Below are 16,541 nucleotides of genomic sequence, written 5' to 3' on the forward strand. Positions count from 1 at the left end.
AAAAGATACGTCACGTCTGTTGGGAATGCGGGACTCCGAACGGTCAACTTACGGCCGTGCGACCGGGTCGCTGAGATGTGAAATGCGGCCTGCTCGGGTGCAATAATGCTTTTCGACTGCATAAATCGACGCGAGTGCGAGAGGTCTGCAACGACCCTGGATTGCCCATCGACGAATGTCGGTTCGTGATCGCTACGGTAATCTTGCGACCGTCTGCCACTTTTTGAGGGGTAGGCGGCGGTCGCGCGTATTATGAAGAGTGGTAGCCTTGATGAATGGGTGCGGTGAAGGACGATATGAAACTCAAAGTCGCATTGTCGTTGGTCCTTGCGTCGGTTTCGGTCGCCAGCGCGGCGGCGACGCCTATCGTGGTTCACCGCGATCCGGGCTGTGGCTGCTGCGCGCAGTGGGCGGCGCAGGTGCGTAAGCAGTTCGGGCGCCAAGTAACCATCATCGACGATCGCCAGCGCTCCAGCTTCCAGCGGACCCAAGGCGTTCCTTCGGGCCTGTCATCCTGCCATACAGCGATTGTAGACGGCATGGCATTCGAGGGTCATGTCCCGATTACCGACATGAAGCGCGTCCTTGCCCAGAAGCCGCGCGGCGTGCGTGGACTTGCGGTTGCCGGGATGCCGATGGGCTCGCCGGGGATGGAAGTCCCGGGGCAACACGTGGACCCCTATAATGTCGTCGCCTTCGGTCCAGGTGGACAGCATGTCTTTGCGCGTCATGGCGGACGATGATGTCGTTGTTCTACGATAAGGACGGGTGTAAGAAGTAACGGCTGTGAAACGGGTACTGCATCTCTTCCTCCTGCTGGGAGCCTTGGTTGGCCTCATGGGCCAAGCGGCGGCCTATGCCTCTAACCCGGCCCCGGTTTCCGCGCCGATGGCGATTTCGGGAATGAGCGCAGATTGCATGAATGCGATGGCTCAGAAACAACAGCCCTCGGGCAAGCCCTGCAAGGGGCTGACGCTCGACTGCGTCGCATCAATGGGCTGTGTCGTTCCGATGGTTCTGCGCGACGCGCCGCGCGTCCCGGCATCGCCGGTGGCTCACGGAGCTATGGCATTCTGGACCACGACGTCGACCCTGCATGGCAGTGATCTGACCCCCGAGCCTGAACCACCGACTATCCTTGGCTGATCGACCACAGCCGTCAGGCTGACAGGATCGGTGCGCCTATCGCGCACTCAAACATCCTGTCCGATCTGCGGCTACCACGATGATTTGCCAAAGGATTACAGTCATGAAAAACCGTGTTTTCTACGCCCTGCTGGGCGTAGCCCTTGCCGCGCCTGCCGCCGCATTCGCCGGCCAGCCCGACCACAGCCAACAATCCGGTCATTATGAGTGGAAGTCGGTTCCCCAATATGGCCCGCGCGCCACGGGACCGGCTCAGCGGCGCGTCTGGGTGCCTGATACCGCGAAGATGGCCAACTGCGACTGCGACATGATGAAGATGAGCTCCGCGGATTGTATGAAGGAGATGCATGGCATGATGTCTCCGTCCGGCGCCTCGGCTGGCTAGCAGCAGGTTCTGGCCGCTTCAGGTCGCATAGACGGCTAGGCCAGCAGTGGCGGCGGGATACCCCTTCCTGCCGCCACTGACATGCCTGGTGTGCCACGCTTGCCTGAACCTCCGATCAGGAGATCTCCATGCGATTATTTTTGTGTATGCCGCTGTTAGCGGCAATCCCCGGCATTGCCTTCGCCGAGCCGCTCACCTTCGACGCGGCCCTCCAGCGCGCCCGGCAGGAAGCGCCGTCGCTCAAGGCGAAGGCGCTCGGTGCCAACGCCGCCCGTTCCGTGCGCGGCGCGGCCGGCGCCCTGCCTGATCCGACGCTTGCAGTTGGGATCGACAGTTTCCCGGTATCGGGACCGCTCGCGTTCGAGCCGCAGCGCGACAATTTCAGCATGGCGCGGGTCGGCGTGTCCCAGGACATTCCCAATCTCGCCAAGCGCCATGCGCAACAGGCGCGCGCCGACAGCGACATAAAGGCGGCCGAGGCTGATACCGCAGTCCAGGCGCGCACGGTCGAGGTTGGCACCGCGCTAGCCTGGATCAACTTGGCCTATGCCGAGCGCAGGCTCGCCGTGCTCGACGATATTCTGTCCGGTCTCGAGCGTGTGGTGGGAACGACGCCAGGTGCGGTCGCATCGGGAGGCGCGCGCCCGGCGCAGACCCTTGCAGGGCGCCAAGCCGTCGCCGCGATGCAGGATCGCCGCAGTGAACTGGTCTCGAACGTGGCGCGGGCACGCGCGACGCTAACCCGGTGGACCGGAGACCCCGCGCCGGAGATCGCCGGACCGATCCCCGATTTTGCGGTCGACGCAGCGGGTCTGCGCGCAGGACTCGACCGCCACCCCACCATCCAGATGATCGATGCCCAGGCCGGGCAGGCGGATGCCGATGTGCGCGTAGCCGATGCCGGCCGGCGTTCCGATTTTGGTGTCAACCTGGCCTACCAGCGCCGCGATCCCCGGTTCGGCGACTATGTCTCGGCCGGTGTGACGGTCAGCCTGCCGTTCTTCACGCGCAGTCGCCAGAATGCCGGGATCGCGGCAGCCCAGGCAAATGCCGGACGAGTGATGGCTGAACGCGAGGCCTCGCGGCGCGCGCTCGCCGCCGACCTTGATGCGGATATCGCCGACCATGTCATGCACCATGAGCAATGGATGCGTGCGCAGAGCACACTGCAACCGCTCGCTGAGCAGCGCGTGAAATTGGAAACCGCCAGTTATGCGGCTGGTCGTGCCAGTCTCGTCGATATCGCCGACGCCTATGCCGCGCTGGCCGATGCCACCATCACGACTCTTGATCGTGAAGCCCTGGTCACCGCGGACGGTGCGCGGCTGACACTCACCTACCGGAGCGCAAATCGATGAGCCAGGTTATGATAGCCCGCGGGTGGCTCTTTGGCGCAGCTGCTGCTCTTGCGCTTGCTGCCGGCGGTCTCGGGTTCGCTCTAGCGGGCTTCCAGGGCACAAAAGATGGTGGGGCCGTAAAGCCGGCAGCGCGCAAGATTCTTTATTGGTACGATCCGATGATACCGGCCGAGCACCATGAGGGTCCGGGTCTCTCATCCATGGGTATGCAGACGATCCCTCGGTATGCGGACGAGGGCGGAGCAAGCGCGCAGGTGCCGGGCATTTCGGTCGACGCTTCCGCCTCGCAGGCGCTCGGTCTGCGGATCGCCACGGTGCAACGCGGCGAGCTGGCTAGCAGCCTCACCGCGACCGGTACAATCGACTTCAACCAGCGCGATGTCGCGATCGTCCAGGCACGTGCCGGGGGCTTCGTGCAGCGAGTCTATGGTCGCGCGCCGGGTGACGTGGTCGGCGCGGGGGCGCCGCTCGCCGACATTCTCGTGCCGGAATGGGGCGGTGCACAGGCGGAATTTCTTGCGGTCCGTCGCACCGGGAATGCGGCGCTCACCCAGGCAGCGCGCCAGCGGCTCGTGCTGCTTGGCATGCCCTCGGGCACGATCGCATCTGTCGAGCGTACGGGACGGCCGCACAATGTCGTCACAATCTCCACCCCGACCGGCGGGGTGATCAAGACATTGGACGTCCGGACCGGCATGACGATGACGGCAGGGCAGACGCTTGCCGAGGTCAACGGCCTGGGAACGGTCTGGCTCAATGCCGCCGTGCCCGAAGCGATCGCCGGGCCACTTAAACCCGGACAAAGCGTACAGGCGACACTTGCCGCATTTCCCGGTGAGACGTTGTCGGGCCGTGTCTCGGCGATCCTGCCGCAGACCCAGGCGGACAGCAGGACGCTCACCGTCCGGATCGAGCTGCCCAATCGCGGCGGGCGTCTGCGTCCCGGCATGTTCGCCACAGTCTCGCTCGGCGGCAGTACGCAGCCTGCGCTGCTGGTGCCCTCCGAAGCGCTGATCCGTACCGGCAAGCGGACCTTGATAATGCTTGCGCTCGACAAGGGGCGCTACCGGCCCGCTGAGGTGCAGACCGGTCGTGAAGCCGGCGATGACACCGAAATCCTGGCGGGTCTGAGCGAGGGCGAGAAGATCGTCGCCTCGGGCCAGTTCCTGATCGATTCTGAGGCGAGTCTCTCGGGTGTCAAGGCGAGGCCGATCGGCGGTGCTGCTGCGGCAAAATCCGCCTCAACCGCTGCTCTATATGAGACTGTCGGCAAGATCGAACAGATCACCGCCACTTCGGTGACACTCAGCCATGAGCCGGTGCCCGCCATCGGCTGGCCGGCGATGACGATGACCTTCCAGCTTCCCGACCCCAAGATCGCGCGGGGCCTGAAGACCGGCGACGGCGTGCGTTTCGGCTTTGATCGGCCGCCTACGGGACCGACCGTTCGGCGCATGACCAAGGTGGCGGGCCAGTGATCGCCCATCTTATCCACTGGTCGGTCAGGAACCGCTTCTTCGTCCTGATCGGCGTACTGGCCCTCATCGGCGTGGGTGTCTGGGCGGTGCGATCGACCGCGATCGATGCGCTGCCGGACCTCTCCGACACGCAGGTCATCATCCGCACCTCCTATCCCGGACAGGCGCCGCAGATTGTCGAGAATCAGGTTACCTATCCGCTCACTACCACGATGCTCTCGGTGCCGGGCGCGAGGACCGTGCGCGGATATTCCTTCTTCGGCGACAGCTTCGTCTATGTGATCTTCGAGGACGGCACCGATCTCTATTGGGCGCGCAGCCGCGTGCTCGAATATCTCAACCAGGTGCAGGGACGGCTACCGGCCAGCGCCCGCAGCGCGCTTGGTCCCGATGCGACCGGCGTCGGTTGGGTCTATGAATATGCGCTGGTCGACCGGACCGGTCGCCACGATCTGTCGCAGCTTCGTGGATTGCAGGACTGGTTCCTGCGCTATGAGTTGAAGACCGGGACCGGCGTCGCCGAGGTCGCAAGCATCGGCGGGATGGTGAAGCAGTATCAGGTGCTGCTCGATCCGGTGAAACTCGCTGCCTATGGCGTCACCCATCAGCAAGCCGTTCAGGCGATCAGCCAAGCCAATCAGGAATCGGGCGGCTCGGTGCTGGAGATGGCCGAGGCCGAATATATGGTCCGCGCCTCGGGTTATCTGAAGACGCTCGACGATTTCCGCGCGATCCCGCTGAAGACCGCGGCCGGCGGCGTGCCTGTACGATTGGGCGATGTCGCCACAATCCAGATCGGCCCAGAGATGCGGCGCGGCATCGCCGAATTGAACGGCGAGGGCGAAGTCGCCGGCGGCGTCGTCATCCTGCGCTCGGGCAAGAATGCCCGTGAGACGATCGCGGCGGTGAAAGACAAGCTCACCGAACTGAAGAAAAGCCTGCCACCCGGTGTCGAGGTGGTGACGGTCTATGATCGTTCGCAGCTGATCGATCGCGCGGTGGAGAACCTCACCCACAAGCTGGTCGAGGAGTTCATCGTCGTCGCTATCGTCTGCGGCCTGTTCCTTTGGCACGTCAGATCGGCGCTGGTCGCGATCCTTACCCTGCCCTTGGGGGTGCTGGCAGCATTTGCCGTGATGCGGTTTCAGGGGGTGAATGCCAACATCATGTCACTGGGCGGCATCGCCATCGCGATCGGCGCGATGGTCGATGCAGCCGTGGTCATGATCGAGAACGCGCACAAGAAGATCGAGCACTGGGAACAGGATCACCCGAACAAGCATCTCGAGGGCGAGATGCGGTGGATCGTCATCACCGAGGCTGCCGCAGAGGTTGGCCCGGCTCTGTTCTTCAGTCTGTTGATCATCACGCTCTCCTTCATCCCGGTGTTTACGCTCGAAGGACAGGAAGGGCGGCTGTTCGCACCTCTCGCTTTCACCAAGACCTACGCGATGGCGTCGGCGGCGATCCTGTCGGTGACATTGGTGCCGGTGCTGATGGGTTTGCTGATCCGGGGGAAAATCCCGCCTGAGCAGTTCAACCCGGTCAATCGCTGGTTGACCAACATCTACCGGCCCGCGCTTGACTGGACGATGCAGCGACCGAAGACGGTGCTGCTGATCGCGGCGCTCGCCTTTGCGACCACGGCATGGCCGCTTACGCGCCTTGGCGGTGAGTTCATGCCGAACATGGACGAAGGCGACCTGCTCTATATGCCCTCGGCGCTGCCGGGCCTCTCGGCGGCCAAGGCCTCGCAGTTGCTCCAGCAGACCGATCGGCTGATCAAGACTGTGCCCGAGGTCGAGAGTGTGTTCGGCAAGGCCGGCCGCGCCGAGACCGCCACCGACCCGGCCCCGCTCGAAATGTTCGAGACCACGATCCAGTTCAAGCCGCACGATCAATGGCGACCGGGCATGACGCCCGAAAAATTGGTCGACGAACTTGATCGCACGGTGAAGCTTCCCGGCCTTGCCAATGTCTGGGTGCCGCCGATCCGCAACCGGATCGACATGCTGGCGACCGGCATCAAGAGCCCGATCGGGGTCAAGGTATCGGGTGCCGATCTCGCCCAGCTCGACCGCATTGCTCATGATGTCGAGACGGTAGCGAAGACCGTGCCGGGGGTCAGTTCGGCACTCGCCGAACGGCTGACCGGCGGGCGCTATGTCGATGTCGATATCGACCGGGCCGCGGCGGCGCGGTTCGGGCTAAACATAAGCGACGTCCAAGCGATCGTCTCGGGCGCGATCGGCGGCGAGACCATCGGGGAGACGGTCGAGGGCCTCGCGCGCTACCCGATCAGCGTGCGCTATCCGCGTGAGCTGCGCGATAGCCTCGAAGGCCTGCGGACACTGCCGGTCCTGACCCCATCGGGTCAGCAGATCACCCTCGGCAATGTGGCCCAAGTCTCGATCGCCGAAGGGCCGCCGATGCTCAAGACCGAGAATGCCCGGCCTTCTACATGGGTCTATGTTGATGTCCGCGGCCGTGATCTTGCCTCGGTGGTCGGTGACCTCCAGCGTGCGGTCGCGAAACAGGTGAAGCTCTCTCCCGGCGTCAGCATCGCTTATTCCGGCCAGTTCGAATATCTCCAGCGCGCCGTCGCCAAATTGAAGCTGGTCGTGCCGGCAACGCTGCTGATCATCTTCGTGTTGCTCTATATGATCTTCGGCCGGTTCGATGAAGCGGCATTGATCATGGGGACTTTGCCCTTCGCGCTCACGGGCGGGATCTGGATCCTCTATCTGCTCGGCTTCAACCAGTCGGTCGCGACCGGCGTCGGGTTCATCGCGCTGGCCGGTGTCTCCGCCGAGTTCGGCGTGGTGATGCTGATCTACCTGAAAAATGCCCTGGAGGGGCGCGGTGACGATCCTGATGCCGATCAGGTCGAAGCGGCGGTGCGCGAAGGTGCGCTGTTGCGCGTCCGCCCCAAGGCAATGACGGTCGCGGTCATCCTCGCCGGCCTGCTGCCGATCTTGCTGGGATCGGGCGCCGGCTCCGAGGTAATGAGCCGGATCGCCGCGCCGATGATCGGCGGCATGCTGACCGCGCCGCTGCTGTCCATGTTCGTACTGCCTGCCGCCTATCTGTTGCTCAGGCGACGAAAGACTACGCCCCTCCACCAACCCGTTTCATCATGAAGGACAAGATCATGACCTATGCACGACTGACCATCGCCCTCGGCCTCGCCGCCCTGACCGCTGCCTGCGGCAAGCAGGCGGAGACGCCGGTTGCGGCGGAGACGAGCCAGGCGGCGCCCGCCGCCGCCATGAGTGGCGACATGAGCAATATGGCGATGGCGCCAGCGGCCACTTCGCCGATCAAGGCCAAGGGGCATGGCACGGTCACCGCGATCGGCAAGGCCGCAGGCACGATCACGCTCGATCACGGACCGATTCCGGAAGCCAAATGGCCGGCGATGACGATGGCGTTCAAGGCAGCGCCGACAATCACCGATGCGGCGAAGGTCGGCGACAAGGTCGATTTCGACCTTACGCTTGTTGGCAGTGCCGGTGAGGTGACGGCAATCCAAAAGAAGCCTTGAATGGCCGATTTTATGAGGGCCACCTTTAAGCGTAATTAACCTCGTTCCTTTACGCTTCAGCTATGAGAAAAAAGAAAGCCGAGCGCGAAAAGCGGATCAAGTTCACGAAAACTGCGCGGTGGCGGTTGTGATTGCCACAACCCTCGGCTGCGTGGCGTTGTTGTGCGTCGTGAGTTGGCCATTTTTCAGTGACTATCGAACGGTGGTCAAGATCCAGAGCGCGGGTGCTGCCGCATTCGCGCTCTATTTCCTGATGCTGGGCTCGCCCACCGCTGCGATAGCCTGCCTCATTTCATGCTCACAGCTCGTCATTTCCGCGTCAGTGCGCGATCGCTATGTGGTTACGAGACTTTATGGAGCGTCTCTTATTCTGTTGGCCTGCCTCTCGGTCGTGACGTGGCACGGCATAGCGTCGGCCTTGGCATTTGCCGGCAGTTCATTGGGCAGTCTCGCACGACTGCAGACCTCAACCACGCGGATGAAAGGCCTGTTCCTCATCGGTGCACCGTTTTGGCTCGCCCATAATTTGATGGTCGGAGCCTTGTTCGCATTGGGCACGGATCTGGTATCGCTGACCTCGAACATGGCAAACTTGCTGAAATTCATGGCCGGGCGACGGCGCAGCGCCGTTGAGGACAGGAGTTTTTGGCCGATCACCCTGTCGAAATCTGCCTCTACCCAACCCGCCCGGACAAAATATTGACGTTCGTCAGATTCTGACGATCGCGCGACAAAGCTAAAGATATTTCGAAATCGTCCGGAACTCCTCGACCGCCGATCCGACACCATCGCTTACTTCGGCATGGGCGAGGCAGTGATCGATATGGTCGTTGATCAGCGCTCTCTTCGCGCTGGCGACCGCCTTTTCGACGGCATGGAGCTGCTGGGCAACATCGACACACGACCGCCCGGCTTCGATCATTTCGACGATGCTCCGCAGATGACCGCCCGCTCGGTTGAGCCGCTTAACGATCGCGGGGTGACTTTCGTGCCTGTGTTCGGTCATCCGCAAACTCCGTGCGACGCGCAGCAAGGCTTTACATATCCTCCCCAGGAGGATAGCTCAAGCATGGTCGATATCCCCCCTGGGGGATACATTCCACGCGAACTGGATCAGCGTCACGTGCTCTCTGTCTTGGCAAACCGCACCTATCGCCATCTGTTCATGGCTCAGGTCATCGCGCTCATCGGCACGGGGCTCGCAACAGTTGCGCTCGGCCTGCTTGCCTATGACATCGCCGGCGGCAGCGCTGGCGCGGTGCTCGGCACTGCGCTCGCGATCAAGATGGTTGCCTATATCGGTGTCGCGCCGGTCGTTGGCGCCTTTGCCGACCGCCTGCCACGTCGCGCGTTTCTCGTCAGCATGGATCTCGTGCGGATGGTGGTGGCGATCTGCCTGCCGTTCGTGAGCCAGGTCTGGCAGGTCTATGTCCTGATCTTCGTGCTGCAATCGGCCTCCGCGGCGTTCACGCCGACCTTCCAGGCAACCATCCCCGATATCCTGCCCGAGGAGCGCGACTATACCCGCGCGCTGTCGCTGTCGCGGCTCGCCTATGACATGGAAAGCCTGACCAGCCCGATCCTCGCTGCCGGGCTGCTGACCGTCATCAACTTCCACTGGCTATTTTCGGGAACGGCGATCGGGTTTCTGTGCTCGGCGCTGCTCGTCGTGACGACGGTCCTGCCGTGCGCGGCGAAATCAGAACCAAGAACTGGGGGCATCTACGCCAAGACCACGCGGGGTACGCGCATCTATCTGAAGACCCCGCGCCTGCGGGGGCTGCTGGCGTTGACCCTTGCTTCAGCCGCGGCCAGCTCGATGGTCATCGTCAACACGGTGGTAATCGTGCGTGGCAATCTTGGCCTCACGCAGCGCGATGTTGCCTTCACGCTCGCCGCTTTTGGCGGAGGCTCGATCCTGGCCGCGCTGACCCTGCCACGCATCCTCGATCGGATCGCCGATCGTACGATCATGATTGGTGCTGCGGCAGCAATGGCGATCGGTCTCGCCCTTCTGGCGGTGCTCACGGCAAGCTTTGGGGCAGCGCCCGGTTATTGGCGAATGGTCCTGATCGGATGGTTCATACTCGGTATCGCCTATTCGATGAGCGTGACGCCATCGGGCCGATTGCTTCGACGGTCGGCCAATGCCGACGACCGCCCGGCATTGTTCGCCGCACAATTCGCGCTCAGCCATTGCGCCTGGCTGATCTGCTATCCCCTGGTGGGTCTGTTGGGCGCCAGTATCGGGCAGACGGCGGCCTTTGCGGCAATGGCGGCGATTGCGGCCGTCGGAACCCTGGCCGCTTTGTGGCTCTGGCCCAGCGCCGACCCAGATACGGTGAACCATGACCATGCGGATCTCGCGCCCGATCATCCCCATCTGCGCGGCGATCACGGCAAGGCGCGGGAGCATGCGTTCGTCATCGACGAACTTCATCAGCGCTGGCCCCGCCAATGATTTTCGTCTGGCCCGCCATGATCGGCACCATGCGACGTGCTTGTGGACCGGCCGTGTTCGCGATACCCGTAACGACATGACGGCATCGTCGGTCAGATTGCGCGCTTCGGTGCGGGCCTGTGCCCGCATGCGCCTTTTTGCGCTCTCGGCGATTCTGGCGCTGTTCGGGATGCTGGCGCTTGCCACCTGGCATGACGCTATTCCGCACATTCATGATGCCGCGCATGTCATCAGCGTCGATCGGGATCATCATGATCACGCCCCGGCCGAGCAGCCGGACACGCCCGACCTGATGCATCTGGCGGCTCATGCGGTGCTCCAGACAATCGACGTGCCTGCGCAGGCTGTGATTGTTGCGCTCTTGAAGCCTGTCACCGCAATCTGGGCGCGCGACCCTGCCGAAGCGGCGCGCTCTATCGCACCTTCGTCAATTCTGCGTCCCCCGCGAGGCTGAATTCACGCGCGTAGCGCGTGCCGTCATTGCAGCCTTTTTTGGGGATAAGAATATGAGAGCCTTTATAGGCCGGCTGCCGCGTTGCGTGGTGTCCGGCATGATGGTCGCGACCTGCGTCGCGGCGCTGTGCGCACCCGCACAGGCGCAAGTGGCGCCGCCGTTCGCTACACTGCTACGCCAGACCGCCGAGGCGCCCCGGCGCATCGAAAGCGAAGCCGAGGTCCGCCGGTCCGAAGGTCTTGCACGCCAGGCCCGCGCCCGACCCAATCCGACCATTGGCATTCTCACCGAGAATGTCGCGGGATCGTCTCCCTATCGCGGGGTCGACCGCGCCGAGACGACACTGCAATATAGCCAGCCGCTGGAAATCGGCGGCAAGCGTTCGGCGAGGATCGCAGCCGGAGAGGCCGGCGTCGCCGCGTCCCGCGCCCGCGATCGTGATGCGAAGATCCGCTACGCTTATGATCTTGCGCGCGCTTATGCAGCGGCGGACGTTTCAGACCAGCGGATAATGCTGGCCGAAGGCGAGGTCGAGCAAGCGCAGAATATCCTGCGCGCCGCTCGCGTGCTGGTCGATGCCGGCAAGGAAGCGCGGCTGCGCGCCCTGCAAGCAGAAGCCGCGCTGAACGCCGTGACCGCCGATCTTGAAGGGGCGAAAGCGGATCGCATTGCGGCCTATGCCCGTCTCTCCGCACTCGCCGGCGTCGAAGAGACCTTCACCGGCTTATCGGAATCGCTCCTGGCCGTGCCGGTCGCGGCACCGACTTATGGCCCAGTCGATCCGATGACGAGTTCGTCCTTTCTTGCCGCGCAGGCAGAGCGAGAGGCTGCCGAGCGCCGCCTGACCGCCGAACAGAAGCGGGCAATCCCCGATGTGACGGCAATCGTCGGCGTGCGGCGTCTCGATTATGAGAATGCGACCGCACTGACGGCAGGCGTCTCGATCCCGCTCAACATCTTCGATCGCAACCGTGGCAATATTGCTGCCTCGCAAGCAGAGGCACAGGCCGCCGCCGCCAGATTGGCCATGGCGCGTAACGATGCGATTGCCGAAGCCCGCGCGGCCGGGGCGCAGATTGCGGCCGCACAGTCGCGGGTTGCTGCTGCGGAGGCGTCGCAACGCACCGCCGAAGAAACCTATCGTCTCGCTCGCATTGCCTATGAGGCTGGCAAATCCCCGCTCGTCGAATTGTTGAACGCCCGCCAAGGCCTTGGCGCGGCACGCGGCATCGTGCTCGATGCCAGAGTCGCCAGTTTCGAGGCGCGCGCGCAGCTCGCCCGCCTCCAGGGCCGCACCCTTTCCGGAGATGAGATCCAATGAACCCCGAACGCAACATGCTTTATGCCGGGGCCGCGATCGGTCTCGTCCTCGCCGCCCTTGCCGGTTTCGGTGTCGCCAGAATGGCTGGCCCATCCGCACCGACAGCCGAGACGGAGGCGGCCGCCTCCACCGCTCCAACCGACACGGTCGTGATCAACCAGGATGGTATCAAGACCTCGGGGATTGGCCTTGCACAAGCGGCAGCCGGTGGCGTCGCCGGCATCATCCTCGCCAGTGCCACCGTTGAGGCAACGCCAGATGCCGAAGCAGTGCTCACTGCCCGGGCAGCGGGCACCGTTACCCGGATCTTCAAGCGGATCGGTGATCCGGTCAGCGCGGGCGAAACGATCGCCCTTGTCGAGAGCCGCGATGCGTCGGCGATCGCCGCCGATCGCAGTACGGCTGCCGCAAGGGTTACGCTTGCAAGCCGACAACTGGCGCGCGAGCGAATACTGCTCAATCAAGGGGTGTCGCCCCGGGCAGACTATGAGACCGCTGAAGCCAATCTGGCGGTCGCGCAGGCCGAAGCCCGGCAAGCGAGCGCTGCCGCCAGCGCGGCAAAGGTCTCGCGCGATGGCAGGTCGGTTGCGGTGGTCAGTTCGATCTCCGGCCGTATAACGTCCGCACCCGTCAATCTCGGCGCGTTTGTGCAGGCCGAGACCGAGTTGTTCCGTGTCGCCGATCCGCGCCGCCTTCAGATCGAGGCGAGCATGCCGGCAGCGGACGCATTGCGTGTGAAGGCGGGTGACAGGGCCGAACTGACGACCAATAATGGCCAGAAGGTGGAAGGCCGGGTCCGCTCGGCGACTGGCGTGGTCGATCCGCAGACGCGGCAAGCGACGGTGGTCGTGACGCCAAGCGGCGGCGGCGGCCTGATCGCACCCGGCCAGCTTGTCCAGGCGCGTATCTTCGCCAGCGGCGGCGATGTGGCCTCGGGCGTGAATGTGCCGCAGGATGCGGTCCAGACGCTAGGGGATCGCTCGGTGGTGTTCGTGCGAACCCGCCAGGGGTTCAAGGCGCAGACCGTGCGGGTTGGAACGCGCAGCGGGGGCATGGTCGAGATTGCCTCGGGCCTCCCTGCAAACACGGTGATCGCCACCACCAATGCCTTCCTTCTCAAGGCCGAGCTTGGCAAGGAGTCGGCGGAATGATCGCGCGCATATTAGGGCTCTCGGTCAGAGCGCGATGGGCCGTTGTGTTCATCACCTTCCTCGTCGTCCTGTTCGGTGCCTGGCAGATCACCCTGCTGCCGATCGACGCGGTCCCGGACGTCACCAACCGCCAGGTCCAGATCAACAGCTTCGTGCCGACCCTCGGACCGGTCGACATGGAGAAGCAGGTCACCTTTCCCGTCGAGACAGCGCTTGCCGGTATTCCCGGTCTGCAGACGACCCGCTCGCTCACGCGTAACGGGTTCAGCCAGGTCACCGCGGTCTTCAAGGACAGCACCGACATCTATTTTGCTCGGCAGCAGGTGACCGAACGGGTCGCTCAGGCCAAGGACAGCCTGCCTGCTGGCGTTCAACCCCAACTCGCGCCGCTCACGACGGGTCTGGGCGAGATCTTCATGTTCAGCGTCGCGTTCGAACATCCCGACGGCAAGGGCGTTAAGGTGGTCGACGGTCAGCCCGGCTGGCAGTCCGATGGTTCCTATCTGACGCCCGAGGGCGAGAAACTGACCACGGTGGTTGCCAAGGCCGCTTATCTGCGAACGGTCCAGGATTGGATCATCAGGCCGCAGATGCGGACCGTGCAGGGTGTTGCCGGTGTCGATTCCAACGGCGGCTATGTGAAGCAGTATGTCGTCGAGCCGAATCTGACCGCGCTTGCATCCTATGGCGTCTCGGTCACTGACCTCGCCGACGCGCTCGAACGGTCGAACCTGTCGGCGGGCTCCAACTATGTCCGCCGTGCCGGCGAATCCTTTCTCGTTCGCGCCGACGCGCGGCTGCGCTCGGTCGCCGACATAGAAGAGGCGGTGATCGCCACGCGTGCCGGCGTCCCGGTGCGCGTGAAGGACGTCGGCCAGGTCGTCATCGGGGGCGCGGTGCGGACCGGATCTGGCAGCGTCGGCGGGTCAGAAGCAGTCATCTCGACTATCCTGATGCTCACTGGCGAGAACAGCCGCATCGTCGCCAATCGCGTCGCCGACAAGCTGGTCGAAATCAACAAGACGTTGCCGCCGGACGTTGTCGCAAGCCAAGCCTATAACCGCTCCAAGCTGGTCAATGCGACCATCGCCACGGTCGAGAAGAATCTGGTCGAAGGCGCACTGCTCGTCATCGTCGTGCTGTTCCTGCTGCTCGGCAACATCCGCGCGGCGCTCATCACCGCAGCCGTGATTCCGATCACGATGCTGATGACCGCTGCGGGCATGAATGAGCTTGGTGTTTCGGGCAATCTGATGAGTCTCGGCGCGCTGGATTTCGGCCTGATCGTCGACGGCGCGGTCATCATCGTCGAAAACGCGCTCCGGCGCCTCGCCGAGCGGCAGCACCGCGAAGGCAGGCTGCTGACACGGACCGAACGTCTCGCTGAAACCACTCACGCCGCGCAGGAGATGGTCCGGCCAACCGTCTATGGCCAGGCCATCATCTTCCTCGTGTTCATACCTTTGCTCACCTTCCAGGGCGTGGAGGGCAAGACGTTCGCACCGATGGCGATCACGCTGATGCTGGCGCTGGCCAGCGCGTTCATCCTGTCGATCACGTTCGTGCCGGCGATGGTCGCGTTGCTGGTGACCGGCAAGGTCAGCGAGACCGAGGTCAGATCGATCCGCTGGTTCAAGGAGAAATATCAGCCAGCGCTCACCCGCGCCGTGGCGCGGCCAATGCCGTTCATCCTGGGCGGCGTAGGCGTGTTTGCGGCGGCGGTGCTGCTGTTCGGCACGCTTGGTCAGGAGTTCATGCCGCAGCTCGACGAGAAGGACATCACGGTCACCAACTTCCGTATTCCGTCCGCCTCGATCGACCAGTCGACCGCGATGCAGCTCCAGATCGAAAATGCACTCAAGACGTTACCCGAGGTGGCATTGGTCTTTTCCAAGAACGGCAATGCCGATCTGGGTACCGATCCGATGCCGCCTAATGCGTCCGATACCTATGTCATCCCAAAGCCTGAAAAGGAGTGGCCCGCCGAGGTCAAATCCAAGGAGGACATCCTTCGGCGGATCGAGGAACGGATGAAGCCGCTGATCGGCAACCGCACCGAAATCCAGCAACCGATCCAGATGCGGTTCAACGAGCTGATCGCGGGCGTCCGCTCTGACGTCGCGGTGAAGCTCTATGGCGACGACCTGGACGCGATGAGCGAGGCGGGAGGCAGAATCGCGACAGCGCTGCGGACCATTCCAGGCGCGGCGGACGTGCAGGCGGAACAGACATCTGGTGCGCCGACCTTCGACATCAAGGTCGATCGCCAGGCGGCGGGCCGTTACGGCCTGTCGGTCGAGGAGGTCGCCAGTACGGTCGCGGCCGCCCTGGGTGGACGCGAAGCGGGCTTGTTGTTCGAAGGCGATCGGCGCTTCGCTGTCGTGGTGCGTCTGCCCGACGCACAGCGCGACGATATCGACACCCTGGGCTCGATCCCGGTCATGCTACCATCCAACGGTGCCGGGAACGCGCGTTCCATCCCGCTCAGCGAAGTCGCGCGTTTCACCTACACCGAGGGGCTCAACCAGATCAGCCGGGAGAACGGTAAGCGGATGGTCGTCATCCAGGCCAATGTGCGAGGCCGCGATCTTGGCGGATTCGTCGCCGAAGCCCAGGCGAAGATCGCCGATGTGAAGCTGCCCGCCGGCACCTTCACCGAATGGGGCGGCCAGTTCGAGAGCCTTCAGTCCGCTTCCGAGCGGTTGGCGATCGTCGTGCCGCTTTGCTTCGTCCTGATCTTCGCGCTGCTCTACATGGCACTGGGCGGTGCCTGGCCGGCGCTGGTCGTGTTTACGGCCGTTCCCATGGCGCTGGCCGGAGGTGTGTTTGCTCTGGCCCTGCGCGGGATACCCTTCTCCATCACGGCGTCGGTCGGGTTCATCGCGCTTTCGGGCGTGGCGGTTCTCAACGGCCTTGTCATGATGAGCGCGATCCGCAAGCGGCTTGATGACGGCGAAGGGATCGACGGCGCGATCATTGGTGGCGCGATGGAACGAGTACGGCCGGTTCTGATGACGGCCCTGGTCGCGAGCCTCGGCTTCATCCCGATGGCGCTTGCCACCGGAACCGGAGCGGAGGTGCAACGACCGCTTGCAACCGTGGTAATTGGGGGGCTCATCACGTCGACAGCGCTGACGCTGCTGGTTCTTCCGGCGATCTCGGCGCTAATGTTCCGGTTATTAGCGAAAGGGAAGACTGTCCAGGAGCCTCCGAGAACGGTTGTGGCGGCGTGAAGGAGTCCCC

Annotated in this window: 14 protein-coding genes; 13 read left to right on the plus strand and 1 reads right to left on the minus strand. The window is 63.7% G+C overall.

Features of this window, described 5'->3' with window-relative positions; translation table 11 throughout:
* Nucleotides 1-296 precede the first annotated feature (296 nt).
* From QMG56_RS13075 to QMG56_RS13110, 8 genes are all read left to right on the plus strand, one after another.
* On the plus strand, nucleotides 297-743 hold the full coding sequence (locus QMG56_RS13075) for a DUF411 domain-containing protein (protein WP_031308719.1): 447 nt from the start codon (nucleotides 297-299) through the stop codon (nucleotides 741-743).
* Nucleotides 744-786: 43 nt separating this feature from the next.
* A complete protein-coding gene (locus QMG56_RS13080; protein WP_024018516.1) occupies nucleotides 787-1,146 on the plus strand; it encodes a hypothetical protein in 360 nt (119 codons plus the stop codon).
* 103 nt (nucleotides 1,147-1,249) lie between these two features.
* Complete coding sequence (locus QMG56_RS13085; RefSeq protein ID WP_024018517.1) at nucleotides 1,250-1,531, plus strand: hypothetical protein; 282 nt, start codon at nucleotides 1,250-1,252, stop codon at nucleotides 1,529-1,531.
* Nucleotides 1,532-1,659: 128 nt separating this feature from the next.
* Complete coding sequence (locus QMG56_RS13090) at nucleotides 1,660-2,889, plus strand: TolC family protein (RefSeq protein WP_230189187.1); 1,230 nt, start codon at nucleotides 1,660-1,662, stop codon at nucleotides 2,887-2,889.
* Nucleotides 2,886-4,367 carry an efflux RND transporter periplasmic adaptor subunit gene (locus QMG56_RS13095; protein ID WP_230189188.1) on the plus strand — a complete coding sequence of 494 codons (1,482 nt, stop codon included), beginning with the start codon at nucleotides 2,886-2,888 and terminating at the stop codon, nucleotides 4,365-4,367. Before QMG56_RS13090 ends, QMG56_RS13095 begins: the two co-directional genes overlap by 4 nt.
* On the plus strand, nucleotides 4,364-7,507 hold the full coding sequence (locus tag QMG56_RS13100) for an efflux RND transporter permease subunit (RefSeq protein WP_137788263.1): 3,144 nt from the start codon (nucleotides 4,364-4,366) through the stop codon (nucleotides 7,505-7,507). The genes QMG56_RS13095 and QMG56_RS13100 overlap by 4 nt, the downstream gene beginning before the upstream one ends.
* Before the next feature lie 11 nt (nucleotides 7,508-7,518).
* Nucleotides 7,519-7,911 (plus strand): copper-binding protein, encoded by a 393-nt coding sequence (locus QMG56_RS13105; RefSeq protein ID WP_171007680.1) that lies wholly within the window; start codon nucleotides 7,519-7,521, stop codon nucleotides 7,909-7,911.
* Between the two features lie 127 nt (nucleotides 7,912-8,038).
* Complete coding sequence (locus QMG56_RS13110; RefSeq protein WP_230189189.1) at nucleotides 8,039-8,614, plus strand: YgjV family protein; 576 nt, start codon at nucleotides 8,039-8,041, stop codon at nucleotides 8,612-8,614.
* A 33-nt stretch (nucleotides 8,615-8,647) separates the two neighbouring features.
* Here QMG56_RS13110 and QMG56_RS13115 read toward each other — a convergent pair whose 3' ends face one another.
* Nucleotides 8,648-8,917: a metal-sensing transcriptional repressor gene (locus QMG56_RS13115; RefSeq protein ID WP_088185138.1), complete on the minus strand. Its 270-nt coding sequence runs from the start codon at nucleotides 8,915-8,917 to the stop codon at nucleotides 8,648-8,650.
* A 117-nt stretch (nucleotides 8,918-9,034) separates the two neighbouring features.
* On the opposite strand from QMG56_RS13115, the gene QMG56_RS13120 reads away from it, so the two are divergent.
* The 5 genes from QMG56_RS13120 to QMG56_RS13140 are packed head-to-tail and all read left to right on the plus strand — an operon-like array spanning nucleotide 9,035 to nucleotide 16,531.
* Nucleotides 9,035-10,372, plus strand: coding sequence for an MFS transporter (locus tag QMG56_RS13120; protein ID WP_137788269.1), 1,338 nt, complete (start codon nucleotides 9,035-9,037; stop codon nucleotides 10,370-10,372).
* Nucleotides 10,326-10,826 carry a hypothetical protein gene (locus QMG56_RS13125; protein ID WP_137788261.1) on the plus strand — a complete coding sequence of 167 codons (501 nt, stop codon included), beginning with the start codon at nucleotides 10,326-10,328 and terminating at the stop codon, nucleotides 10,824-10,826. Before QMG56_RS13120 ends, QMG56_RS13125 begins: the two co-directional genes overlap by 47 nt.
* Nucleotides 10,827-10,878: 52 nt before the next feature.
* Nucleotides 10,879-12,147, plus strand: coding sequence for a TolC family protein (locus QMG56_RS13130; protein ID WP_137788260.1), 1,269 nt, complete (start codon nucleotides 10,879-10,881; stop codon nucleotides 12,145-12,147).
* Complete coding sequence (locus tag QMG56_RS13135; protein ID WP_230189190.1) at nucleotides 12,144-13,298, plus strand: efflux RND transporter periplasmic adaptor subunit; 1,155 nt, start codon at nucleotides 12,144-12,146, stop codon at nucleotides 13,296-13,298. Before QMG56_RS13130 ends, QMG56_RS13135 begins: the two co-directional genes overlap by 4 nt.
* A complete protein-coding gene (locus QMG56_RS13140; protein WP_137788258.1) occupies nucleotides 13,295-16,531 on the plus strand; it encodes an efflux RND transporter permease subunit in 3,237 nt (1,078 codons plus the stop codon). The genes QMG56_RS13135 and QMG56_RS13140 overlap by 4 nt, the downstream gene beginning before the upstream one ends.
* Nucleotides 16,532-16,541: the final 10 nt, after the last annotated feature.

Source organism: Sphingobium sp. BS19 (genome assembly GCF_027925545.1).
Lineage (GTDB): Bacteria > Pseudomonadota > Alphaproteobacteria > Sphingomonadales > Sphingomonadaceae > Sphingobium.